We start from the raw sequence: 23,407 nt of genomic DNA, 5'->3' as shown, positions 1-23,407 counted from the left end.
CCGAACGGCGGTCACTCCTGCGCGCGCTCCGGGCTCCGACGACAAGCTCGCGAGGAGAGAGCTGTGACCGAAATCGGCACGACAGTGCTGGGCTACCCCCGGATCGGACCGGACCGGGAACTCAAGCGTTCGCTCGAACGCTATTGGGCGGGCAAGATCGACGAGGCCGAACTGCTGGACACCGGCCGCGCGCTGCGCACCCGCACCTGGCGGGAACTCAAGGACGCGGGGCTGGATTCCGTCCCGTCCAACACGTTCTCCCACTACGACCAGGTGCTCGACACCGCCGAGCTGTTCGGGGCGCTGCCGGAACGCTTCACGACGCTCGGTCTTTCGCCGCTCGACACCTACTTCGCCGCCGCCCGAGGGGTTCAGGACGCGCCGGCGATGGAGATGACGAAGTGGTTCGACACGAACTACCACTACATCGTCCCCGAACTCGGCCCGGACACGACGTTCTCGCTCACCGGCGCGAAGCCGCTGGACGAGTACCGCGAGGCCCGCGCGATCGGCGTCGAGACGCGGCCGGTGCTGGTGGGCCCGGTGACGTTCCTGCTGCTCGCGAAGGCGGCCGAGAGCGCCCCGGAGGGCTTCCGCCCGCTGGACCTGCTCGACAACCTCCTCGACGGCTACGTCGAGCTGCTGCGGCGTCTGCACGACGAAGGCGTCGAGTGGGTCCAGTTCGACGAGCCCGCGTTCGCGGGAGATCGCACCGAGCAGGAGCTCAACGCCCTCATCCGCGCCTATCACCGGCTCGCGAAAGCGACCACCCGCCCGAAGATCCTGGTCGCCGGGTACTTCGGCGGTCTCGGCCGCGGTCTCGGCGTGCTGGCCCGCTCCCCGATCGACGCGGTCGCCGTCGACCTGGTCACCGACGAGTCCTTTGTGGACGCCGTCGCGGCCGAACCCGCCTTGCGGGACAAGGAGGTCCTGGCCGGGGTCGTGGACGGGCGCAACGTCTGGCGCACCAACCCGGCCCGCGCGCTCAGCCGGGCGGCGACGCTGCTCGGCACCGCGAAGTCGGTCAGCGTCTCGACGTCGTGCTCCCTGCTGCACGTGCCTTACGACGTCGAAAGGGAAGACGGACTCCACCCGCGTCTCAAGGGCTGGCTCGCCTTCGCCAAGCAGAAGGTCGACGAGGTCGTCCTGCTCGGCCGCGCGTTGAAGGAGGACGGCGTCGATCTCGAAGCCGCCCGTGCCGCGGTCGCGGACCGCGCCACCGCGGCCGACCTGACCGACGCGGGCGTGCGTGCCCGGCTGGAGGCGCTGCGGCCGGACGACACCGTCCGCTCCCCCTATGACCGGCGCGCGGCGGCACAGCAGGCAGCGTTGGAGCTGCCGCCGTTGCCGAGCACGACGATCGGCTCGTTCCCGCAGACCACCGAGGTCCGCAAGGCCCGGGCCGCGCACAAGGCGGGTTCGCTGGACGACGCGGGCTACGAGGCCGCGATGAAGGCGGAGATCGAGCACGTCATCCGGCTACAGGAGGACCTGGGCCTGGACGTGCTGGTGCACGGCGAACCCGAGCGCAACGACATGGTGCAGTACTTCGCCGAGCGGCTCGCCGGGTTCGCGGCCACCGACTTCGGCTGGGTGCAGTCCTACGGTTCGCGGTGTGTCCGGCCACCGATCCTGTACGGCGACGTCTCCCGTCCGGAGCCGATGACCGTCGAGTGGGCCCGCTACGCGCAGAGCCTGACCTCGAAGCCCGTCAAGGGGATGCTGACCGGGCCGGTGACGATCCTGGCGTGGTCGTTCGTCCGCGACGACCAGCCACTGGGCGAGACCGCCCGCCAGGTGGCGCTGGCCATCCGCGACGAGGTGCACGACCTGCAAGCGGCGGGCATCCGCGTCATCCAGGTCGATGAACCGGCGCTGCGGGAACTGCTCCCCCTGCGTGCCGCGGCGCACGAGGCGTACTTCGCCTGGGCGGTTTCGTCGTTCCGGCTGGCGACGTCCGGGATCTCCGACGCGACACAGATCCACACGCACATGTGCTATTCGGAGTTCGGTGAGGTGGTCAAGGCGATCGACGCGCTGGACGCCGACGTCACCAGCATCGAGGCCGCGCGGTCGAAGATGGAGGTCGTCACCGACCTCGGCTCGGCGGGCTTCGGCCGCGGCGTCGGGCCGGGTGTCTACGACATCCACTCGCCGCGTGTCCCCGACGTCGACGAGGTCAGCGGGCTGCTGCGGACCGCCGTCGGCGCCGTGCCCGCCGAGCGGATCTGGGTCAATCCTGACTGCGGTCTGAAGACCCGCGGCTACGCCGAGGTCGAACCGGCCCTGCGGAACCTGGTCGCGGCCGCCCGGGCGGTCCGGGCCGAGCTGGGCTGATCTGTCAGGAAAGGGTCTTTCAAGACGAAAAACGTCTTGAAAGACCCTTTCCTGACACTCGGGGCGGCTCCCTCCCCCCGAGGTATTGTCAGGACGTCAACAAGGGTGCGATGGTGGAGCGGTAGCCGGTCTCAACGGGGAGATGGTCACCATGGCGAACACCGTCGAAAGGGTCACCGGGGCGCTGCGCGAGCGGGTTCCGCCGCTCACCTCGATCCCCCTGCCGCGTTCGGTGGACCAGCGCTGGCTCGGCGCGACCTGGCCGGTCCGCGAACTCGCGCCCGCCCCGCCGGGCCTCAAGCCCGTCCTCGGCGACGAAGGCCCACCGGTCATCGGGCACGCGCTGGACTTCATGCGCTTCGGCATCGAGTTCGGCTTCAAACGCCACGAGACCTACGGCCCGGTGTCGTGGATGGGCGCTTTCGGCCGCCGCATCGTCACGCTCTCCGGTCCGGAGGCCACGCAGATCGCGTTGGTGAACAAAGACAAGGCCTTCTCCCAGGAAGGCTGGAAGTTCTTCATCGAGCAGTTCTTCGACCGCGGCCTGATGCTGCTCGACTTCGGCGAGCACCATCTGCACCGCCGGATCATGCAGGCGGCGTTCACCCGGCAGCGGCTCACCGGCTACGTCGACCAGATGGGACCGGCCCTGCGCGACGGCGTCGCCGCGTGGGCGGACCGCCCGAATCCCCGGATCTACTGGTCCCTCAAGCAACTCACGCTCGACGTCGCGACGCGCGTGTTCATGGGTATGCGATCCGGCGACGACGCGGCCGCGATCAACCGCGCGTTCGTGAACTCCGTGCGCGCGGGCACGGCCATCGTGCGATTCCCCGTTCCCGGCGGCCGCTGGGCGGCGGGGCTGCACGGCCGCAAGGTCCTCGAACGCTACTTCTCGGCGAATCTGCCCGCGAAACGGGCGAGCGACGGCGACGACCTCTTCACCGCCTTGTGCCACGCCACCACCGAGGACGGCGACCGCTTCACCGACGCCGACGTCGTCAACCACATGATCTTCCTGATGATGGCGGCGCACGACACCTCGACCATCACCAGCGCCGCCGCCGTCTACCACCTCGCCAAGAACCCCGAGTGGCAGGAACGCGCACGCCAGGAGTCCTTGGCGCTCGGCGCCGACGTGCCGGACATCGAGGCGCTGGAAACCCTGGAGACGCTGGACCTGGTGATCAAGGAATCCCTGCGCCTGGTGGCCCCGGTTCCTTCCCTGGCAAGGAAAACCGTGAAGGACACCGAGGTCCTCGGGCACTTCGTTCCCGAAGGGACACTGGTCGGGGTTTCGCCCACCGTCAACCATTTCGCACCGGAGCACTGGACCGATCCGATGCGTTTCGACCCGGACCGCTTCGGCGAGCAACGCCGTGAGGACAAGTCTCACCGCTACGCCTGGATACCGTTCGGCGGCGGCGCGCACAAGTGCGTCGGCCTGCATTTCGGGACGTTCGAAGTGAAAGCGCTGCTCCACGAGATGCTGCGGGCGTATCGCTGGTCGGTCCCGGAGGACTACACCGCGCGCTGGGACTACGTCTCCCTGCCCGTCCCCGCGGACGGCCTGCCGATCCGGCTGACGGCACGCTGACCCGGCCGGCGAACAACCACTTTCGAGTACTCTTGGTAACTTCCGGTCACCACTCGTGTAGCAGCGATCACCCTTTCAGCCGGTAGACACTCCGGATCACGCGTGATGCCGTGGCACTACACCCGGTCGGCTCATACCTAGTGTGGGTCCGTGTGCTCGGACACCCGGTCTGAGCTGGCCATAAACCGCGCATGAAGAGGTGAAGTGTGCCCGAGCCTGGTTCCGCGCCAGGGTTGGTGGACGTCGCTCGGAGATGGGCCGCGACGCTCGCTGACACTAAAGGAGTATCGCTTCCCCAGGAGCAACTCGAAGAGCTCTTGCTCGGCGTCGCCCAGGACGCCGTCCGGACCGAGCCCGATCACGAGCCCGCCCGGGAGCGCTTCTCCAAGCTCTATTCCGCCTCACCCATCGGGATCGCGTTGGCCGACACCGACGGGAAGATCGTCGAGGCGAACACCGCGCTCGGCAAACTCCTCGGCTGCCGTCCCTCGGCGCTGCGCGGACGGCACATCCCCGACCTCGGCTCCGCCGACCACGACGTCACCCGCCTGCGGAACGGGCTCTCCCAGCTCATGGCGCACGGCAGGCAGACCCAGCAGGAACGCCTGCTGCTGGACCACAGTGAGGAAGGCACGCTCTGGGTCGACGTGACCCTCGCCGACCTTCCCGGCGACCGGCCCGGCTCGACGTACCCGGTGCTGATGGTCGCCGACGCCAACGAGATCCACCTGCTCCAGGAACAGCTGCTGCACCAGAACGTGCACGACGCGCTGACCGGCCTGCCGAACTCCGCCGCGTTCGGCAACACCCTGGAAACCGCGCTGGCCGGAGCGGGTGGCGAGCAGGTCGCGCTCGTCTACCTCGACGTCGACGGTTTCAAGGTGATCAACGACGGGCTCGGCGCCGGCGTCGGCGACCAGGTGCTGCGCGGGGTCGCGACCAAGCTCAAGGCCGTGTTCACCGGCAGGCACAACGGTTCCGTCGCGCGCCTGTCCGGCGACGGGTTCGCCGTCCTGCTGCGCGGCGAGCTCACCTCGCTCCAGGTGATCGCGCTGGTCGAGCAGGCCCTGGAGGAACTGGTCGAGCCGATCTACCTCGGCGGGCACGGCATCGGGGTCAGCGCGAGCGCCGGCATCGTCGTCCGCCCGGCCACCGACGGCGGGCCGGAAGACCTGCTCCGGGCCGCGGAGATCGCCCTGCACCGCGCCAAGGAGGCGGGCAAGGCGCAGTGGATGCTGTTCGACCCGGAACTCGACGCGCGCGACCGCGGCCGGTACCAGCTCGGCGCGGTCATCGCGGGCGCGCTGGAGAACGGCGAGTTCTCGCTGGTCTACCAGCCGACGGTGAAGCTCGCGAACCCGGACCAGCTGGCCGCGGTCAACGCCGGGCTGCGCTGGACCCATCCGGAGAAGGGCGAACTGGACTCCGACGAGTTCTATCCGCTGGCGCAGATCACCGGGATGACCATCCCGCTCGGCCGGTGGCTGCTGGCGGAATCGCTCGCCGCCACCGCGCGCTGGCGGAACCGGTTCGGCGAGGCCGCCCCGGACGTCTGCGTGCGGCTGCCGAAACGGCTGGCCATCGACCCCGATCTGGTGCTGCTGGTCAAGGAACAGCTCGACCGGCACAGCCTGCCCGCGCAGGCGCTGCGGCTGTGCACCGACCGCGAGTCCGTGCTCGACCCGCGCGGCGAGGTGCTGGACTCCTTCGCCGTACTGGCCGATCTGGGCGCCCAGCTGGTGCTGACGATCTCCGGCTCGGCCGATCTGGAGCTGATCCCCCAGCACTCGCTGCCCGTCCGCCACGTGATCCTGTCCGGCGCGGTGATCGACGCGCTGGCCGACGGAGAGGACGAGGCCGACGTCCGCCACCTGTGCCAGCTGGTCTCCAGGGCCAAGGAGCTGAAACTGCGCATCGGCGCGGAGGGCGTCCGGAGCCACGAACAGGCCGAGCGGCTGCGGCGGTACGGCGTCCTCGCGGCGCGCGGCTCGTTCATCGCCGATTCCGCGACCGGGGACGAGGTCGACGAGCTCATCGAACGGCACGCCCACTGACGTGGCAGGATCCGTCCATGGACCAAGGTGACATCGCCCCGGACTTCACGCTGCCCGACGACAAGGGCGAGGAGCGCACGCTGTCGGACTTCCTCTCGTCCGGCCCGGTCGTGCTGTTCTTCTACCCCGCCGCGATGACGAGCGGCTGCACCGCGGAGAGCTGCCATTTCCGCGACCTGGCCGCGGAATTCGCCGAAGTCGGCGCGCACCGCGTCGGCATCAGCCCGGACGCCGTCGCCAAACAGCAGGAATTCTCGGCCAAACACGGCTTCGACTACCCGCTCCTGTCCGATGTGGACGGTGTGGTGGCCAAACAGTTCGGTGTGTGGCGCAAATTCAGCCCGCTGCACGCCAAACGGCACACGTTCGTCATCGACACCGACCGCAAGGTGCTCGAAGTGATCAAGAGCGAACTGAAGTTCACCGTGCACGCCGACAAGGCGCTCGCGGCCTTGCGCGAGCGCAAGACTAAGGACGTTTGAGCCGCCAGACCCGGTTGACGCCCGAGCACGCCGGGGCCAGCGGTGGCGCGGCGGTCTCGTCGCCGAACATCGTGAACCCCAGGCGCGCGGGCACCGCGCCGCTCGCGACGTTGTTCTCGTCGTGCCGGATCTCGACCTCGGGCGCGCCGATCCGGAAGGCCTCGTCCGCCAGGAGCCTGGCAGCCCTGGTGACGAGGCCGCGGCCGGTGTGGTGGCGGCTGAGCCAGTAGCCGATCTCGATCCGTTCCGGATGGGTGATCATGCCCGAGCCGCCGACGACCTCGCCGTCGGCGAAGATCGCGAAGTCGTAAGTCTTGCCCGCCGCCCAGTTCTTCGCGGTGTGCTCGAGGAAGTCGGCGGCGTCCTGGCGGCCGTAGCCGTCGGTGGCCCAGATCATCCAGGCGCCGAGGTGTTCCGCGGAATCCCCGGCGACGGCGGTCAGGGTTTCGAGCTGCTCCGGCTTCCAGCGGCGCAGCACGACGACGTCGTCGGCGAGGGTTTCGGCAGGCGCTTCCATCGGTCCATGGTGCCTCGCCGCCGCTCCGGGCGCCTCCGGTTTTCGGCTCTCCTGAACCTGACCGAGTGTGTCATGAGGGGTCCCCATAGGACATTTTTCGTCCTATGGGGACCCCTCATGACACACGTCGGGTCCGGATCGGGTCCGGATCAGGTCAGGATCGCGCTGTCCGGGATCTCCGTGTCGTTCTTCAGCGCGTCGAACAACAGCTTCGACTTCGTCTTGTCCCAGTTCTCCGCCGAACCGCTGGTCACCGGCACGGTCGTGGTGACCACACCGCCCGACGAGATCCCGCGCATCGCCAGCGCCAGCCCCACCAGGTTGTGCACGTGGTCGCCCGAGTCCATCGTCAGCGCGTCGGGCGCGGTCGACAGCAGCGGGAACAGCGAGAACGGGTTCAGCAGCGTGCCGGGGCTGCCGATCTCGCTCACCAGCGCGCCGATGAACTTCCGCTGGTTGGCTACGCGGTCGAGGTCCGACCGCGGGGTGGCCGCGCTGTGCCGCATGCGGACGAACCCGAGCGCCTGCGGGCCCTGGAGGTCCTGGCAGCCCGGTTCGATCTTGATCCCCGTCATGGTGTCTTCCATCGGCTTCTCGACGCACATGTGCACGCCGCCGATCGCGTCGACGATCTTCGCGAACCCGCCGAAGCCGATCTCGGCGTAGTGGTCGATCCGCAGGCCCGTGGCGCCTTCGACGGTCTGCGCGAGCAGTGTCGGGCCGCCGATCGAGAACGCCGCGTTGATCTTGTTCTTGCCGTGCCCCGGAATGGCGACCTGCGAGTCGCGCGGGAGGCTCAGCAGCGTCGGCTTGGTGCTGTTGTCCGGGATGTGCGCGACCATGATGGTGTCGGTCCGCTTGCCACCGCCCGCGGCCTTGGAGTCACCGGTGACCAGCTTCTCCTGCTCCTCGGGCGTCAGCCCGTCCCGGCTGTCGGAGCCCACGATCAGCCAGTTGGTGCCCTCCGCCGCGACGGGGCGGCCGGAGTAGTCGGCCAGCGCGTCGACGCGGTTGATGGAGAACTCCAGGTACACCCACACGCCGGCGAGGAACACCACGAACACGGTCAGCAACGTGAGCAGCACCTTGCCGAAGCCCCACCGCTTACGGCGCCGTGGCGGGCGCCCGTCGTCCATCGGGCGACGGGCGGGGGGCTCCGGACGGCGCGGAGGCGGGCCGGGCCGACGCTCGGCGCCGCCGTGCCCCATGGGCGTCGTCCGCTCGTCGTACGGGCTGCTCCCCCGGCCCGGCAGGGGCATCATCTGCGCGGGCTGATGCCGCCGAGGCCGGCCGGACGGCGGCATCCGTCGCCCTCGGTCGTCGCCTCCATACGTCATGCCGAATCACCCGTCCCGATTTCGCGTGTAGGGCCCAGTCAACCGCAGACCCTAGGTGAAGGACGTACGGCACCCCGCATCGGTTGGGTGGCTTTCACCGCCCGTTCTCGGCGAAGCCGAACTGATGAAGCTTGAGATACCCCGAACGGAACCCCGCTTCCGAGTACGCCAGGTAGAACTCCCACATCCGTTTGAAGACGTCGTCGAAGCCCAGTTCGGTGATGTCTTCCCACCGTTGGGTGAATCTCTCCCGCCACAACCGCAGCGTGCGGGCGTAGTCCTGGCCGAACTCCCGCACCCCGTCCAGCTTCAGCCGCGCGTGCTCCAGCAGGCCCTGCTCCACCGAGGTGGTCGACGGGATGAGCCCGCCGGGGAAGATGTACTTGTGCACCCAGGTGTACGACCTGGCCGCGGCGAGCATGCGTTCGTGGTCCATGGTGATGGCCTGGAGCCCGAGCCTGCCGCCCGGCTTCAGCCGCTTCCCGATGGTCTCGAAGAACGTGGGCCAGTAGGACTCGCCCACGGCCTCGATCATCTCGACACTGACCACGGCGTCGTACTCGCCGGTGGAATCGCGGTAGTCGCACAGCCGGACGTCGACCCGGTCGGCGTAGCCCGCCGCCGCGATGCGCTCGGTCGCCAGCGTCGCCTGCTCCTCGGAGATGGTCAGCGACGTGACCCGGGCCCCGCGCGCGGCCGCGCGGATCGCGAGTTCGCCCCAGCCGGTGCCGATCTCGAGCACCGTGCTGCCGTCACGGACCCCGGCGTAGTCGAGGACGCTGTCGATCTTGCGGTGCTGGGCGGCGGTGAGGTCGTCGTCCGGGCCGAACAAGGCCGACGAGTACATCATCGACGGGTCCAGGAAAGCGCCGAACAGATCGTTGGACAGGTCGTAGTGGCGATGGATGTTCGCCCGCGACCCCTCGATGGTGTTCTCCTCCTCCGCAGGGTGGCCGCGGTCGACGAACCGGCGGAACCGTTGCAGCAGCGGCGGAATGAGCGTCGCCATCCGCTCCGCGAACGGGGTCAGCACCTCGGCGAGCGCGTCGCTCGTCCAGTCGCCGACCATGTAGGCCTCGCCGAACCCGATCTTCGCGTCCACGCCGAGGCGATGGAAGAAGGCGGCGGGACGGTTGAGCCGCATTTCGGGCGCGTCCGGGCCGCCGGCGCCCAGCTGCGAGCCGTCGGGCATGCGCACGCGGACGTTCAGCGGGCGCACCGCCTGCCGGAACAACTGCTCGGCGATCCGCGCGCGGAACGGGGAATGCGGTGGGGTGGCCAATCCCGGCCACCGGGTTTCGTCAGGACTGGGCAGGCCGGCCGGACCTGCCGTCCGATCAACGCTCGACGTGGACATAGGTGCTCCCTCCCACCCGGTCTAGACCGGGATCCGCAGCCGCTCGGAGCTCGGCCGACCCCAGGCCGCGCTCACCGTTTCGTCAGTTCCCCCGGCTTCGATCAGCTCGAGAGTGAAAGCCCGTACGAGACGGTTCCAGACGCGAGACCTTCGTAGCATCGCGTGCCCTTCGCCGCCGATTTCAAACCGCGCGGACCGCGATGTCACCTTTTCGGCGCGTTCCGCGAAAGCGTGTGAGGCCACCGGATCGGTCATCCGGTCCTTGGTCCCGTGCGCGATCAGCACGACCCGGCCGCCGACGGCGCCGATGGGTTCACCCGGTGGTGTCCACGGTGCCAGGGCACAGACCCCGATGACAGCCCGATCGTCGGCGACGCGCAAGGCGACCCGCCCGCCCATCGAATGGCCGACCAGGATCACCGGCACCCCGGGGTGGTCCTCGTGGACGCGCTCCAGGGCCCAGCGCGCGTCGGCGAGCGCGTCGGTGCCGTGGTCGTTCCAGCCGTAGATCCGGTTGCGCAGGAGCCGCACCTCGACCCCGTGCCCCCGGCCCGCCCGGTGGACCGCCTTCGCCAGCGGCACCATCCGCTGGTACGCCAGCCGCCACGGCGCCACGCGGGCATGACTGTGCTCGGCGCCGCCGTGCAGCACCAGCACCACGGCTTTCACCCGGCCTCGTGCCCGCCAGGTCCGCACCGCGGGATCAGCCTCGCTCACCCTGGGTCCTCCAGTCTCCGCATCCCCGGCCACAGCGATCGGGTCAACCTCGATCATGACCCGATGTATTCCACTTCTGCCATTGGTCCACGCGATACATTCGTCGCTGATCTCCAGACGGAAGGGCGGATGTGGTGAGCACCACCGAACGTTATGCAGACGTCGCCGAACGGCTCGCGGAGGCCGAACGGGGTAACGCGGAGCAGATCCGGAAGTCGGCGGAGCTGATCCTGGGGGTCATCAGGGCCGACGCCCTGGTGTTCACCGCCGGGGCGGGGCATTCGCTGGCGGCGGTCGCCGAGACCTTCTACCGCGCGGGCGGGCTCGCCTGCGTGTACCCGGTCTATCACCCCGAACTGCTGCCGCTGCACGGCGCGCAGCACAGCACCAAGACCGAACGCCGCTCCGGGCTCGCCGAAGAGGTGCTGGCCGAACGCGCGCCGGGGCCGGACGACCTGCTGGTGGTGTTCTCGACCTCGGGCGTCAACCCGTATCCGGTCGAACTGGCCGCCGGGGCGCGGGCGCGCGGAGCGTCGGTCATCGCGGTGAGCTCGGCCGCGTCCGTGGCCGCGGCGCCGAAGCGCGCGGCGACGACGCTGATCGAGGAAGCGAGCATCGTGCTCGACTCCCACGTCCGTCCCGGCGACTCGAGCTACCCGCCGGACGCGCCGCGGACCGCGCCATTGTCCACAGTGATCAACGCGTTCCTGTGGAACCTCGTCCTCGCCGAGGTGGTGGACCTGGGTGCGGCGCAGGGCGTCGACATCCCGCTGTGGCGCAGTTCCAACGTGGACGGCGGCGACGAGGCCAACGCCGCGCTGCTGGCGAAGTACGGCGCGCGGGTTCCCGCTCTCCGGTAAGCGCCGCCTGCCCCTTCGGATGTCATGAAAGGGTCGTTCAAGACGTTTTTCGTCCTGAACGACCCTTTCATGACACATCCCGAGCGGGACACGGCCCATCCAGGCTCACGCCGCCGCCGGCTCCTCCGAGAACTGCGTCAGGTACAGCGTCGCGTAGCGCCCCTCCCGGGCGAAGAGCTCCTCGTGCGTCCCCCGCTCGACGATTTCCCCGTGTTCGATCACCAGGATCTGGTCCGCCGCCCGGACCGTCGACAGCCGGTGCGCGATGACCAGCGCGGTCCGTCCGTCCAGCGCGTCGGTCAGCGCCTCGCCCACGGCCGCCTCGGACTGCGAGTCCAGATGCGCGGTCGCCTCGTCGAGGATGACGACCTTCGGCTGCGCGAGCAGGAGCCGGGCGATGGTCAGCCGCTGTCGTTCGCCGCCGGAGAGCCGGTAGCCCCGCTCCCCCACCACGGTCTCCAGCCCGTCCGGCAGGTCCCGGATCAGCTCGGCCAGCCGGGCGCGGTCGAGCGCCGACCAGATCTCGGCGTCGGTGACTCCGGCCCGCGCGTACTCGAGGTTCGCCCGGATCGTGTCGTGGAAGAGGTGCCCGTCCTGGGTGACCACGCCGACGGTTTCCCGCAGCGACGCGAAACTCAGGTCACGGACGTCCACATCGGACAACCGGACCGATCCCGCGTCGACGTCGTAGAGGCGCGGCAACAGTGAGGCGATCGTCGACTTCCCCGCGCCCGAAGACCCGACCAGCGCCACCATCTGCCCGGGTTCGGCCCGGAAGCTGATGCCGTGCAACACCTCCTCACCACCCCGGTGATCCAAAGTGGACACGTCCTCCAGCGAGGCCAGCGAGTACCGGTCCGCCGCGGGGTAGCCGAACCGGACGTCGGCGAATTCGACCGAAACCGGGCCTTCGGGAACGCGATCCGGGTCCTGCTTCTCTTCGATCATCGGCTTGAGGTCGAGCACCTCGAAGACCCGCTCGAACGACACCAGCGCGGTCATCACGTCCACCCGGACGTTCGCCAGCGCGGTCAGCGGCGAGTACAGCCTGGTCAGCAGCAACGCCAGCGCCACGACGGTGCCCGGCGCGAGCGCCCCGGTCAGCGCGAGGTACCCGCCCAGGCCGTAGACCAGGGCCTGCGCGAGCGCGGAGACCGTGGTCAGGCTGGTCAGGAACCAGCGCGTCAGCATCGCCGTCCGCACCCCGATGTCGCGCACCCGCCCGGCCCGCGAGCCGAAGTCGCCCGCTTCCCGCTCGGGGTCGCCGAAGAGCTTCACCAGCGTCGCGCCCGGCGCGGAGAACCGTTCGGTCATCTGCGTGGTCATCGCCGCGTTGAGCTGGCCCGCCTCCCGCTGCAACCCGGCCATCCGCCGCCCTAGCCGCCGCGTCGGCAGGATGAACACCGGCAACAGCACCAGCGCGAGCAGGGTGACCTGCCAGGACAGGGTCACCATGACCACCAGCGACAGCGCCAGCTGGATCACGTTGGTGACCAAACCGGACAGTGTGGCGGTGAAGGTGCGCTGCGCACCGATGACGTCGTTGTTGAGCCTGCTCACCAGGGCACCGGTTCGGGTGCGGGTGAAGAACGCGACCGGCATCCGCTGCACGTGCCGGTACACCGCGAGCCGCAGGTCGAGGATGATCCCCTCACCGATCCTCGACGACTGGGCCCGTTCCGCCAGCCCGAGCCCGGCGTCGATCAGCGCCAGCGCCGCGATCACCACGGCCAGCCACACCACCAGCGAGACGTCGTGCCCGCCGACGATCGCGTCGACCACCTTCCCGGCCAGCACCGGCGTGCTCACCGCCAGCACCGCCGACACGACGGTGAGCACCAGGAATATCAGCAACCTTCGCCAGTGCGGCCTGGCGAACCTCGCGACGCGGCGGAGCGTGCCCTTGTGCAGCCCCTTCGGAACATCGGCCGACTTCATCGCCGAGTTCATCAGCGTCCACGTGTTGTCCATGAGAACCCTCTCTTCGCCCCCAAAACCTCGATATTAGTCGAGAGTTTTCCCGGATATAAGCATGACCAACACCCCAGGCAAGCGGATACTTCCCGGTTTCCGCGTCCTCTTTCCGGCGGAGGTCGCCGCGTCGGTAGCCTGAGCCGGTGACCAAGGACCCGGACCGGCGACGACTGACCATCGACTTGGTCTTCTACACGGGCTGCCTGATCTTCGCCGTCGTGAACACGGCCGTCGCGGAGTTCTACGGCTATCGCGTGTGGGCGAACTTCGCCGTGGCGGGTTACGGCCTCGCCGTGGTCCACACCAGCTGGCTGATGGTCGCCGCACGACATGGCAGGCCGGTCGGCGCGCTCGGTTCGCGGTGGATCGGTATCGGCGCCATCGGCCTGTTCGCAATGATCCTTCCGTTGGGGATGCTCGTCATTCGCCGTCTGACCGGAGTGGACTGGCTCATCACGCCGGAGTCGTGGGCCGCCCAGCCCGAGGTCTGGGTGATCGAACGGTCGGCGAAACTCCTGCTGGAGAACGGAACCCCGTACGTCGACGTCACCGCGCTCGGTCGCGCGGTGGAGGTAAACGATTACACCCCATACGGTCCGGTGATGACCGTCTTCGGCCTGCCGCGCGCTCTCTTCGGCGGCGGACCGGTGGCCGACGCCCTCACCGACGCGCGCTGGATGTTCGCACTGGCGGCCGTCGCGTGTGTACTGCTGACGCTGCGCCTGCTGAAGTGGCCGAAAATCCCGGTCAGCGCCGCCCAGCTCGCCCTCGCCTGCCCGCTGACCGCGCTGACCTGGGCGGTGGCGGGCCCGGATCTGGCCATCGTCGGCCTGCTGGTGCTGTCCTTCGCACTGGCCACGACCGGCCGCGCCGTGCTGTCGGGTCTGGTGCTGGCCTTGGTGGTCAGCGCGAAACTCATCGTCGCGCCCGCGATAGTGGTGCTGGGTGTCCTGTTGATCACGCGGCGTGGTCCTCGCGCACTGGGCGGATTCGCCGCGGCACTCGTGGTGACGACCCTCGTCCTGCACGTACCGGTCTATCTCGTGGACCCGAAGGCGTTCGTCGAGCACGTCTTCCGGTTCCCGATGGGAATCGGCATGATCAAGTCGCCGGCGGCGAGTCCGTTGCCGGGTCGCCTCATCGCTTCGCTCGGCCTGGTGGGCACGGCGGTTTCCTTCGCCCTGCTCGGCATCGCGGCCGTCGTGATCCTCGTCTGGCTGGTGCGCCGCCCTCCCGCGACCGGATCGGACGCGCTGACGCGCATGGCCGTCGGGCTCGTCGCGCTGATCCTGCTCACCCCGGCGACAAGGTACGGATACCTGGTGTATCCGCTGGTCCTGCTCGGCGCCAGGCTGGTCTTCCTGTCCGGTGAAACCCGTGAAACAGCGGTCCCTGGAAAGGGAACTGCGCCCCCCGCGCAGCAGTCCGCTACTTCTTCGTGACTACTTCTTCTTGACCCTGGTGGCACCGCCACGCCCGCGCAGCTGGACGCCGGACTCCGAGAGGACCCGGTGCACGAATCCGTACGAGCGACCCGTGGACTCCGCGAGGGCGCGGATGCTCGAGCCCTTCTCGTATTTCTTCTTCAGGTCAGCGGCCAGCTTGTCACGCGTGTTGCCGGTGATCCGCGCGCCTTTCTTGAGATCAGCCACGTCGATCGCCTTCCCGCCGAGAGTGTTCTGGGCCACATAACGGCCCCTGTCGCCGCAATGATCGAACACTGAGCGCCGGAATGCCAGACGACGAGCGCAAAACTGCTGAAACCGCGATCACATTGGGCCATTTCAGTGGCCGGATGGCATCGATCAAGCACCCGAACGGACGCAGACCTCACGCAAGTTGGACAAGTTCCAGATAATCCGCAGACCAATGGTCTTCGGTTCCGTCCGGCAAGAGGATGACGCGTTCCGGCTCCAGGGCCTCGACGGCGCCCGGGTCGTGCGTCACCAGGACGACGGCCCCGGAGAAGCTGCGCAAAGCGTCCAGGACCTGCGCACGGCTGGCCGGGTCCAGGTTGTTCGTCGGCTCGTCGAGCAGCAAAACGTTGGCAGCGCTGGACACCAGCCCGGCGAGCGCGAGCCGCGTCTTCTCGCCGCCGGAGAGCGTGCCGGCGGGCTGATCGAGCTGCTCGCCGGTGAAGAGAAACGATCCGAGAAGGTTCCGGAGCTCCTGCGCGCCCGTGTCCGGCGCGAGGTGACGGATATTTTCCCACACGGACGCGTCGTGGTCGAGCGTTTCGTGTTCCTGTGCGTAATAGCCCAAACGCAATCCGTGACCTGGAATGGTCTCGCCGGTATCCGGAGTTTCCATTCCGCCGAGCAGGCGGAGCAAAGTCGTCTTTCCGGCACCGTTCAATCCGAGTACGACAACCTTCGAACCGCGGTCGATGGCGAGGTCGACTCCGGTGAAGATCTCGAGCGAACCGTAGGACTTCGAAAGCCCCTCCGCGGTGAGCGGGGTCCGGCCGCACGGGGCGGGCTCGGGAAACTTGATCCGGGCGACCTTGTCGGCCTGGCGGGTGTCGTCGAGCGCCGAGAGCATCTGCTCGGCCCGGCGGGCCATGTTCTTGGCGGCCACCGCCTTCGTCGCCTTGGCACCGAGTTTCGCGGCCTGCTGCTGCAACGCGGACGCCTTCTTCTCGGCGTTCGCGCGCTCGCGGCGACGGCGCTTCTCGTCGGTGGCGCGCGCGTCGAGGTAGCGCTGCCAGCCCATGTTGTACAGATCGAGCTCGCCGCGGGTCGCGTCGAGGAACCACACCTTGTTGACCACGTCGGCGAGCAGTTCGACGTCGTGGCTGATGACCACGAGACCGCCGTCGTGCTGCTTCAGGAACCCGCGGAGCCAGTTGATGGAGTCGGCGTCGAGGTGGTTGGTGGGCTCGTCGAGGAGCAGGATCGTCTCGGACTTGCCGCCCGCTCCGGCTTCGGCGGCGGCGAACAGGATCCGGGCCAGTTCCACGCGACGGCGCTGACCGCCCGAGAGCGTCTGCAGCGTCTGCGCGAGCACCCTGTCGGCGAGACCGAGGTTGGAACAGATCCGCGCGGCCTCGCTTTCGGCGGCGTACCCGCCGAGGGAGGCGAAACGCTCCTCGAGACGGCTGTAGCGGTTGACCGCCTTGTCGCGCTCCTTCTCGTCCACCAGCTCCGACATCGCGTTCTGCGCTTTTTCCATGTTGCGCAGCAAGGCGTCGAGGCCACGCGCGGAGAGCACGCGGTCCTTCGCGGTGACGGACAGATCACCTTCGCGCGGGTCCTGCGGCAGGTAGCCGAGCTCGCCGCTGCGGCGGACCTCGCCGGCGTACGGCTCGCCCTCCCCCGCCAGCACCTTGAGCGAGGTGGTCTTGCCGGCGCCGTTGCGGCCGACCAGGCCGATCCGGTCGCCCTGCTGGATGCGGACGTTGGTGTCGTCGAGCAGAATGCGCGAGCCGGCGCGCAGCTGAAGGCCAGAGGCCGTGATCACGGGAACTCCCGGTACAAGGGGTGGATGAGCGGACAGCTTCGACTCGCCGGACGAGGCCGGCGAGGAGCTACTCCAAGAGGATGTCCACGCGATCAGTGTACGGGCCGCTGTCGAGCGGTTTTATCCGACCGTGCCCGAGGTCACGGCCCGGAGAGGGTGATTTCGACCGCGACCGCCCGCTCGGCCGCGTCGTCGAGCACCGTGCGACGCGGTTCGGCGATGTCGAGGATCCGGGGTTCGGCACGCTCGAACAACGGCACGAGCCGCCTGTCTTCGCGCAGTGATTCCAGCGCCCGGCGGTCGCCGCCGAGGACTACAGCGTCCACTTCGGACAGTTGCGGCACGAGGATTTCGACCGCGTCCTCGGCGGCCGAGCGGAGCGCCGTACGCGCTTGGCCTTCCCGGCGCCGCGCGAACCGCTGTTGCGACCAGCCGCCCGCTGCGGACCGGCCTTGGACGAGATGGCGGTCCGTCCTGGACTGGACGACCACTCCCCCGCGCGCGATCCCGACGCTGTGCCCGCCGCGGCGCACCAGCAGGAGCGCGATCCGCCGCGAGATCAGCGCGTGGTCGACGAGCGGACCGGCCGCCAGTCCGGCCACGGTTCCTTCGGTACCCAACGGTCCGAAAGGGACGGTCGCGACGGCGACGACGCCGTTTTCCGCGGTGACCGTGACGGCGTCCGGCTCGAAGCGCGTTTCGCGGACGCCTTCGTTTCGGACGGCGAAGCGGGCGTACCAGCCTTCGAGGCGGTCCGGGGCGACCTCGACGGCGCGTCCTCCGCCCGCCACCTGCCGCTCCCTCGCCATGGTCCCAACCTACGGGGTCGGAGCGGATCGGCAACCGTGCCGGAAAGGTGCGCTGCTTCCTCTGGTGCCGGGTGGGTGTGTGGTGTCCCGACCGCCATGCTTGGGTCAGCTCACAATTCCTCGGCCCGATAACACCGCACTCGCGTGCTCAGAGACGGAACTCGCGTGATCAGAGACGGAACTCGCGAGTTCCGCCTTCACGCACGCGAGTTCCGCCTCCAAGCACGCGAGTTCCGCCTCCGCGCCCCGTCCCCTCCAGACCGAAGTACATGAAGGCCCCCTTCATGTACTCGGCAAGGCGTGAAGGCCTCCTTCCCTACTTTGAGGGTAGGGAAGGAGGCCTTCACGGACTTGGCGAGAGGGCTAGACCGGCTTCACCGGTCCGGTCCCGACCGACTTCCCGACACTCGCGGGCCGCTCAGCCGCACCGGGCTGAACGAAACCGTTGAGGTGCAAGGAGACCGAGCGGATCGACCCGGTGTCGCCACCGGCGACGTCCACCGCGGTGAACTTCCAGACGCCGTCCGCCGCCGTACCGGTGGTCAGGCCACCGATCGCCTGCGCCGGCCGGTAGGTCCCGGTGAACGGGTTGTTCGCCGCGGTGACCGAGCTGAACGGGGTGGCCGCGTTGTCGGCGAAGACGACCTGGCACAGGTTGTTGCCCGAGCCGCCGTTGCGCTGGAACACGGTCGCCTTGGCGCCCGCGGGCGAGGTCAGCGTGCCGACCAGGTCACCGACGTACGAGTGGTTGATGCCCACCGTCGTCGACGTCTGGTCGGTGTTGCAGGTCGCCCCGTCCACCGAGAACGTCAGCTTCGACGCGCGCCCGATACCGCTGACCGTGATCGGCACGGTCACGCCGGTCGGGTCGCTGTCCGGGATCGCCACCGCGGCACCGGCGTAGGCGAAGTTCTGCGTCACCGGCGACGGGGTGCCGACCGGCAGCGAGAACGTCGACGTGGTCGGCGAGAACGAGCCCGCGAACGTCACGCGCGCGTTCAGCACCACCGGCACACCGAGTTCCTGCGTGGCGGGAACGGTGATGGTGAAGTCGTTCACGCCGGTCTGCCCGGGGCTGATCGTGCCGTACGACTTCGACCGCGGCGCCACCGTGACGCCCGGGGTCGGGCTGGAGAGCACGACGCTGGTCGACGACGCGGTGCCGTCGCCGCGGTTGGTCACCGGCAGGGTCACCTTGGCGGTGTCGCCCGGGTCGAGCGCGGAACCGCCGTCGGCCGGGGTGACCGTCGGCTGGCCCGCGGTCGCGAGCGGCTGCGGGCTGGCGCCGGTGTAGGCGAGCACCTTGTCGGCGAGGATGACGCCCGCGCCGCTGGAGGGGTCACGGCCCGGGGCCAGGATGTCGACGGCGGTGTTGATCAGTGCCTCGCGCACCTCGGCCGGGGGCAGCCCCGGGTTGCCCGAAAGCACCAGGCCCGCGATCGCGGCGGCGTGCGGCGCGGCGGCCGACGTGCCGTAGAACGTGGTGAAGCCGGTGACGCTGGTGGACACGCCGTCGGCCGCGGTGATGTCCGGCTTGGCGCGGACCTCACCACCGGTGCCGGACACGTTGCCCGGGGTGATCGGGGTGCCGTCGGCCTGGTAGAACATCCGCCGCGGACCGTCCGAAGTGAACCGTTCGACCTTGGTGGTCGCGCCGAAGGCGGCCGGGAACGGGCCCGCCGGGTTCGCCGGGTCGCCCGGTTCGAGGGCACGCGGGAACGCCTTGGCCGCCGGGGCCGCCGCGACGCTGAACGCGTCCCGCGCGGCCGAGTGGCCCACGGTCACACCGGGTTTGGTGTAGGCCTTGAGGCCGTCCGCCGAGTCGGTGAAACGACCGCGCAGCGCGGACAGCGACAGGTAGCGGCCCTCACCGGAGAACTTGACGATGGCCAGCCGCAGTCCGGCGGCGCCCGTGGTGTTCACCCGTTCGTAGGCGTCCTGGGTGCCGGTCTGGACGTCCTGGCTCTGTGCGACGACGTTGCCCGCCGCGTTCAGCAGGTACAGGTCGTAGTCGTTGTTCGAGTGGCCCAGCGGGTCGGACCAGAACAGGGTGACCGGTACCGCCCCGGACGCGTTCGAGATCGGCTGGAAGATCTGGTTGCCCGCGGCACCGGCGAAGTTGTGCGCGGTGCCCGCGAACTTGCCGATGCTCTTGCCGGAGTCGACGAAGTCGCCTTCCCAGTGGCCCGAGGTGCCGTCGGCGACGTTGCCCTCGTTACCGGCCGAGGAGAAGTACAGCGCGCCGTTGGCGGTCACGTCGTTCACGGCCTGGGCGATGATCCAGTCCTGGAACGGGGATTCCTTGAAGTACAGGACGTCGTCCACGATGACGTCGCAGTGCGCCTCGAACCGCAGCTTGCGGATGTTGTCGGCGAAGCTGGCGTCGGAGTTGAACGCGCTGGCGAAACCGAGCGACGCGTTCGGCGCGAGATCGTGGATGATCTCGAGCATCGCGGTGCCCTCGTCGCCGGAACCCTCCTGGCCGGGGATCACGTCGACCCCCGCCGGGAGTTCGCCGCGCGCCTGCGAGGTCGCGAGCGAGTCGACGCCGTCGGAAAGCGCGCAGATCTTGGTGCCCACCCCGGTGACACCGAACTGCTGGCGCGCGGTGTCGGCGTTGTGCGCGCGGTCGCCTTCACTGGTGAGGGGCCCGGCGGCGATGCCGACCTGGCCCTTGGCCTCGACGGCTTTCTTCAGCTCGTCCGCGATCCGGGCGGCCTTCTCTTCCTTGCTCTCCCCCTTCGCCTTTCCGGCGGCGGAGGGCTCGGCCAGTTGCCGGGCGGTGAACGCCTCGTTGGCGGTCTCGATCCGCTTGACGTCGGCGCGGCCCGCGATCGTCGTGACCGCGTTCAGCGGCACTTCGGCGCGGACGCTGCCGTACCGCTGCGAGACCGCGCGAATCCCCGCACCGGATTCACGCAGGCTCTTCAGGAGTTCTTCCGAAACCTGGCCCCGGATGTCCACGAGTACGGTGCCGGCCGCGGAGACATTAGCCCCAGACCCCAGTGCGGGAACCGCGGAGGCCGACATGCGTTGAGCGCGGATCTTCTGTTCGACGACCAGCGTGCTGTCCACTTTGGACTCACTGGCCGTCTGGCTCTTCTTGATCGACTGCAAGGCCTCGATCTGCCGGATGGTGTTCTCCGAGAACGCGTCCGGGGATTGGCCGGTTTCCGCCGCCGCGACGGGCGGGCTGACGAGGCCGAGCGCCGCGACGAGGGCGGCGGTGCCGGCGGTCAGGATCGATCTTCTTCTTTTACCAGAACGGGTTGGACGCACGTGCGCCTCCGATTCCTAGGCGCGTGCCCCGACTCACGCTGACCAACGCCGGCGATCACCGGCTGGATCAAGCTAAGTACCGGGCGTGCATCGGCGGCAGGCGCCGTTCGAGTGACATCGGATGGGAAATTTCCGGTTTCGGCCGCACGCCGTAGTCTGTTCAGCGTAATCGTATGGTCACAGTGTGATGACCGACCGGCCTCAAAGGACGAACGAGTCCGACCAGGGCTGCGAAGCGCGACCGGACAAGCCGTCCAAAAGGGTCACCGCCTGTTTGTCGGTCAGTGACGCCACGAAGTCGACCACCGCCCGGCCCCGCGCCAGACCGCGCACGGCGTCGGCGCCGGTGACCGGTTCCCCGGTCGCCCCGACGAGCAGTTCCGGCGACGTCCGCGCGAGTCCGGTGAACTCCGACTGGGCCAGTTCGACCAGATCGTGCAGCCGCCGCGGGAGCCGGTAGAACTCGTCGCGGTCGAGCAGCCACGCATCGAGCGCGTCGACCAGGGTGGTCACCAGGCTCGCCTGTCCGCGCTGGTGCAACGCGAGTTCCGGGCGCAGCAGCACGAACCGCCGGTGCACGAACTTCAGCACCTGCACCTCGTGCCACTGCGCGGGACGCAGCGTGAGATGCCCCGTCCGGGTCGAGGGCGACGGGACCACCTGGACGCCGTCGACGAGCCGCGCGGTCCATTTCGCGGAGAAGGCGGCGGTCGCCTGCTCGGCCTCGATCGAACCGTCGAAGCCGGTGGCGAGCAGGCCGTCGACGAGTTCGGCGCGGACACGCGCGACCGCGCTGGTGAAGGCGTCGTCGTCGACGATCCATCCGTCCTTCGCGTGCATACGGCGGCGCAGGCGTTCCAGCGAACGGCCAGGGAGCCGCCGTTCGGCGGTCAAGGTCGCGTCGTCCAGACCGGCGAGTTCCACCGCGTGATCGACCCAGCCGGAGAACTCGGCCGCGACCGGCGCGTGCTGAAGGACGCCGATCCGGTGGAAGTCCTGAAGGTCGTGGATGGCGTAGGCGATGTCGTCGGCGGTGTCCATCACGGACGCTTCGACGGTCTGCTGCCAGGGTTCGATCCGGCCCGCGAACGGCGCCCGCGCCTGGGCGAAGTCGTCGAGCTCGGTGCTGTAGGCGGAGAACTTGCTCGCGCCGGTGCCGGGCGCGTCGGCCGGTTCGGCCGCGCCGCGCGGCTGGACGTCCATCGACGTCGGATGCGGATCGGGGACGTGCAGGCGCGCCCACGGGTACTTCAGCACCGCGGCGCGCACCGCCGTGGTGAGGTCGAGCCCGGACGCGGACGGCCCCCGTACGTCGGTCGTGGTGATGATCCGGAACGACTGCGCGTTGCCCTCGAATCCGTCGGCGAGGCCGAACCGGTGCCGGGCGATCCGGTCGAGCGTCTGCTCCCCCAGGTGCCCGAACGGCGGATGCCCGAGGTCGTGCGCGAGCGAGGCGGCCTCGGCGACGTCCGGGTCGCAGCCGCCCAGTTTCGCGGCGAGTTCGGCGGAGTCGCTGGTCGAGTTGATCCGCTCGGCGATGGCGCGGGCGACCTGCGCGACCTTGAGGCTGTGCGTGAGCCGGTTGTGCAACAGTCCGGAGCCGCCGGCGCTGACCACCTGGGTCACCCCGCCGAGCCGGGCGAAGAACGGCGACGCGGCGATCCGGTCCCGGTCGATGCGGAACGGGCTCGTGGCGAGGTCGGTGAACCCGGCGCTCTCGCTCTCCGGATCGCGCCTCCACGTCCTCGGATCCGTCAGTTCCATGCGTCACACCGTATCCGCCGGCGCGCTTTGGGACACTGCCCAGGTGGCGGACGTGGTGATCGCGGGCGGCGGCCCGGCCGGGCGGGCACTCGCGCGTGCCTGCGCTCGGCGAGGCTTGGAGACGGTCCTGATCGACCCGGCGCCGGGCAGGCGCTGGCGGGCGACCTACGGGCTGTGGGCCGACGAACTGCCGTCGCTGCCCGAAAGCGCCGTCGCCTGCGCGCCTTCGTCGACAGTCGCGTTCGGAACCGCGCCGCACGTCCTCGATCGGCAGTACCTCGTGGTGGACAACGCCGGGCTGCGCGAGTGGCTGGGCGGCGGTTACGACGTCGTCGCCGGGACGGTGTCCGGCGTGGACCACGGCGCGCAGGGCTCGTCGGTACGCCTCGAAGACGGGCGGATCCTCGCGGCCGGCCTGTACTTCGACGCCTCCGGCACCCGGCCGCGGGGAAACCGGTACGAACAGACGGCCTTCGGCGCCGTCCTCCCCGCCGAGGACGCGCTGCGCCTGGTGGACGATCCGGAGACCGCCGTGTTCATGGACTGGCGGGAGACCGAGTCCGGCTTCCTCTACGTGCTGCCTCTCGGCGACGGCACCGTCCTGGTCGAAGAAACCTCGCTGGCCCGCAAGCCCGGTCTGCCGCTGGAACTCCTGGCGGCGCGGCTGCGCGCCCGGCTGAAGGCCGCCGGGCTGACGTCACGCGGGCGCGAAGAGCGGGTGCGGATCGTGCTCGACGTGCCGGCCCCACGGCACGGCCGGACGGTGCCGTTCGGGGCCGCCGGCGGCCTGGTGCATCCGGCGACCGGATACAGCGTCGCGACCTCGGTGCGGCTCGCGGAGCCCGTCGCCGACGCCGTCGTCCG

General features: G+C 69.5%; 17 protein-coding genes. 7 read left to right on the top strand and 10 right to left on the bottom strand.

Annotation, left to right across the window (positions count from 1 at the left end; all coding sequences use genetic code 11):
• The first annotated feature begins 63 nt into the window (after positions 1–63).
• From metE to CFP71_RS13175, 4 genes are all read left to right on the top strand, one after another.
• Complete coding sequence (metE, locus tag CFP71_RS13190; RefSeq protein ID WP_093934143.1) at positions 64–2,337, top strand: 5-methyltetrahydropteroyltriglutamate--homocysteine S-methyltransferase; 2,274 nt, start codon at positions 64–66, stop codon at positions 2,335–2,337.
• 142 nt (positions 2,338–2,479) lie between these two features.
• Positions 2,480–3,934 (top strand): cytochrome P450, encoded by a 1,455-nt coding sequence (locus CFP71_RS13185; RefSeq protein ID WP_093934142.1) that lies wholly within the window; start codon positions 2,480–2,482, stop codon positions 3,932–3,934.
• 236 nt (positions 3,935–4,170) lie between these two features.
• Entirely contained in the window at positions 4,171–5,988 is a 1,818-nt protein-coding gene (locus CFP71_RS13180; protein ID WP_093934141.1) for a putative bifunctional diguanylate cyclase/phosphodiesterase, read from the top strand.
• A gap of 17 nt (positions 5,989–6,005) precedes the next feature.
• Positions 6,006–6,470 (top strand): peroxiredoxin, encoded by a 465-nt coding sequence (locus CFP71_RS13175; RefSeq protein ID WP_093934140.1) that lies wholly within the window; start codon positions 6,006–6,008, stop codon positions 6,468–6,470.
• On the opposite strand, the gene CFP71_RS13170 is transcribed toward CFP71_RS13175, so the two are convergent.
• The 4 genes from CFP71_RS13170 to CFP71_RS13155 form a co-directional block, all read right to left on the bottom strand.
• Entirely contained in the window at positions 6,457–6,987 is a 531-nt protein-coding gene (locus tag CFP71_RS13170; RefSeq protein WP_093934139.1) for a GNAT family N-acetyltransferase, read from the bottom strand. The two genes, CFP71_RS13175 and CFP71_RS13170, sit on opposite strands and share 14 nt — an antisense overlap.
• 149 nt (positions 6,988–7,136) lie before the next feature.
• Positions 7,137–8,324: an LCP family protein gene (locus CFP71_RS13165; protein WP_093934138.1), complete on the bottom strand. Its 1,188-nt coding sequence runs from the start codon at positions 8,322–8,324 to the stop codon at positions 7,137–7,139.
• Positions 8,325–8,418: 94 nt separating this feature from the next.
• Positions 8,419–9,681, bottom strand: coding sequence for an SAM-dependent methyltransferase (locus CFP71_RS13160; RefSeq protein ID WP_093934137.1), 1,263 nt, complete (start codon positions 9,679–9,681; stop codon positions 8,419–8,421).
• 21 nt (positions 9,682–9,702) lie between these two features.
• Entirely contained in the window at positions 9,703–10,398 is a 696-nt protein-coding gene (locus CFP71_RS13155; RefSeq protein WP_093934136.1) for an alpha/beta hydrolase, read from the bottom strand.
• 131 nt (positions 10,399–10,529) lie between these two features.
• Here CFP71_RS13155 and CFP71_RS13150 point away from each other — a divergent pair, with 131 nt between their 5' ends.
• On the top strand, positions 10,530–11,258 hold the full coding sequence (locus CFP71_RS13150) for a sugar isomerase domain-containing protein (protein ID WP_005152167.1): 729 nt from the start codon (positions 10,530–10,532) through the stop codon (positions 11,256–11,258).
• Positions 11,259–11,363: 105 nt separating this feature from the next.
• On the opposite strand, the gene CFP71_RS13145 is transcribed toward CFP71_RS13150, so the two are convergent.
• Positions 11,364–13,229, bottom strand: coding sequence for an ABC transporter ATP-binding protein (locus tag CFP71_RS13145; protein WP_093934135.1), 1,866 nt, complete (start codon positions 13,227–13,229; stop codon positions 11,364–11,366).
• 146 nt (positions 13,230–13,375) lie between these two features.
• Here CFP71_RS13145 and CFP71_RS13140 point away from each other — a divergent pair, with 146 nt between their 5' ends.
• Entirely contained in the window at positions 13,376–14,674 is a 1,299-nt protein-coding gene (locus CFP71_RS13140; RefSeq protein ID WP_093934134.1) for a glycosyltransferase 87 family protein, read from the top strand.
• On the opposite strand, the gene CFP71_RS13135 is transcribed toward CFP71_RS13140, so the two are convergent.
• The 5 genes from CFP71_RS13135 to CFP71_RS13115 all read right to left on the bottom strand — a co-directional run bounded on the left by CFP71_RS13135 (position 14,675) and on the right by CFP71_RS13115 (position 22,543).
• The gene (locus CFP71_RS13135; protein WP_003071237.1) at positions 14,675–14,884 is read right to left on the bottom strand and encodes a helix-turn-helix domain-containing protein; all 210 of its coding nucleotides are present in this window, start codon (positions 14,882–14,884) and stop codon (positions 14,675–14,677) included.
• 178 nt (positions 14,885–15,062) lie between these two features.
• Entirely contained in the window at positions 15,063–16,691 is a 1,629-nt protein-coding gene (locus CFP71_RS13130) for an ABC-F family ATP-binding cassette domain-containing protein (RefSeq protein ID WP_093934133.1), read from the bottom strand.
• Between the two features lie 140 nt (positions 16,692–16,831).
• Positions 16,832–17,500 (bottom strand): acVLRF1 family peptidyl-tRNA hydrolase, encoded by a 669-nt coding sequence (locus tag CFP71_RS13125; RefSeq protein WP_167406105.1) that lies wholly within the window; start codon positions 17,498–17,500, stop codon positions 16,832–16,834.
• A 363-nt stretch (positions 17,501–17,863) separates the two neighbouring features.
• Positions 17,864–20,743, bottom strand: coding sequence for a S8 family serine peptidase (locus tag CFP71_RS13120; protein ID WP_093934203.1), 2,880 nt, complete (start codon positions 20,741–20,743; stop codon positions 17,864–17,866).
• A 237-nt stretch (positions 20,744–20,980) separates the two neighbouring features.
• The gene (locus tag CFP71_RS13115) at positions 20,981–22,543 is read right to left on the bottom strand and encodes a deoxyguanosinetriphosphate triphosphohydrolase family protein (RefSeq protein WP_093934131.1); all 1,563 of its coding nucleotides are present in this window, start codon (positions 22,541–22,543) and stop codon (positions 20,981–20,983) included.
• 43 nt (positions 22,544–22,586) lie between these two features.
• Here CFP71_RS13115 and CFP71_RS13110 point away from each other — a divergent pair.
• Positions 22,587–23,407 (top strand): lycopene cyclase family protein (locus CFP71_RS13110; protein ID WP_143267076.1); only part of this gene is annotated, 821 nt, incomplete at its 3' end.

Source organism: Amycolatopsis thailandensis (assembly GCF_002234405.1).
GTDB lineage: Bacteria > Actinomycetota > Actinomycetes > Mycobacteriales > Pseudonocardiaceae > Amycolatopsis > Amycolatopsis thailandensis.
Note: the sequence above shows the minus strand (reverse complement) of the source record. Positions and strands in the feature narration are given on the sequence as shown.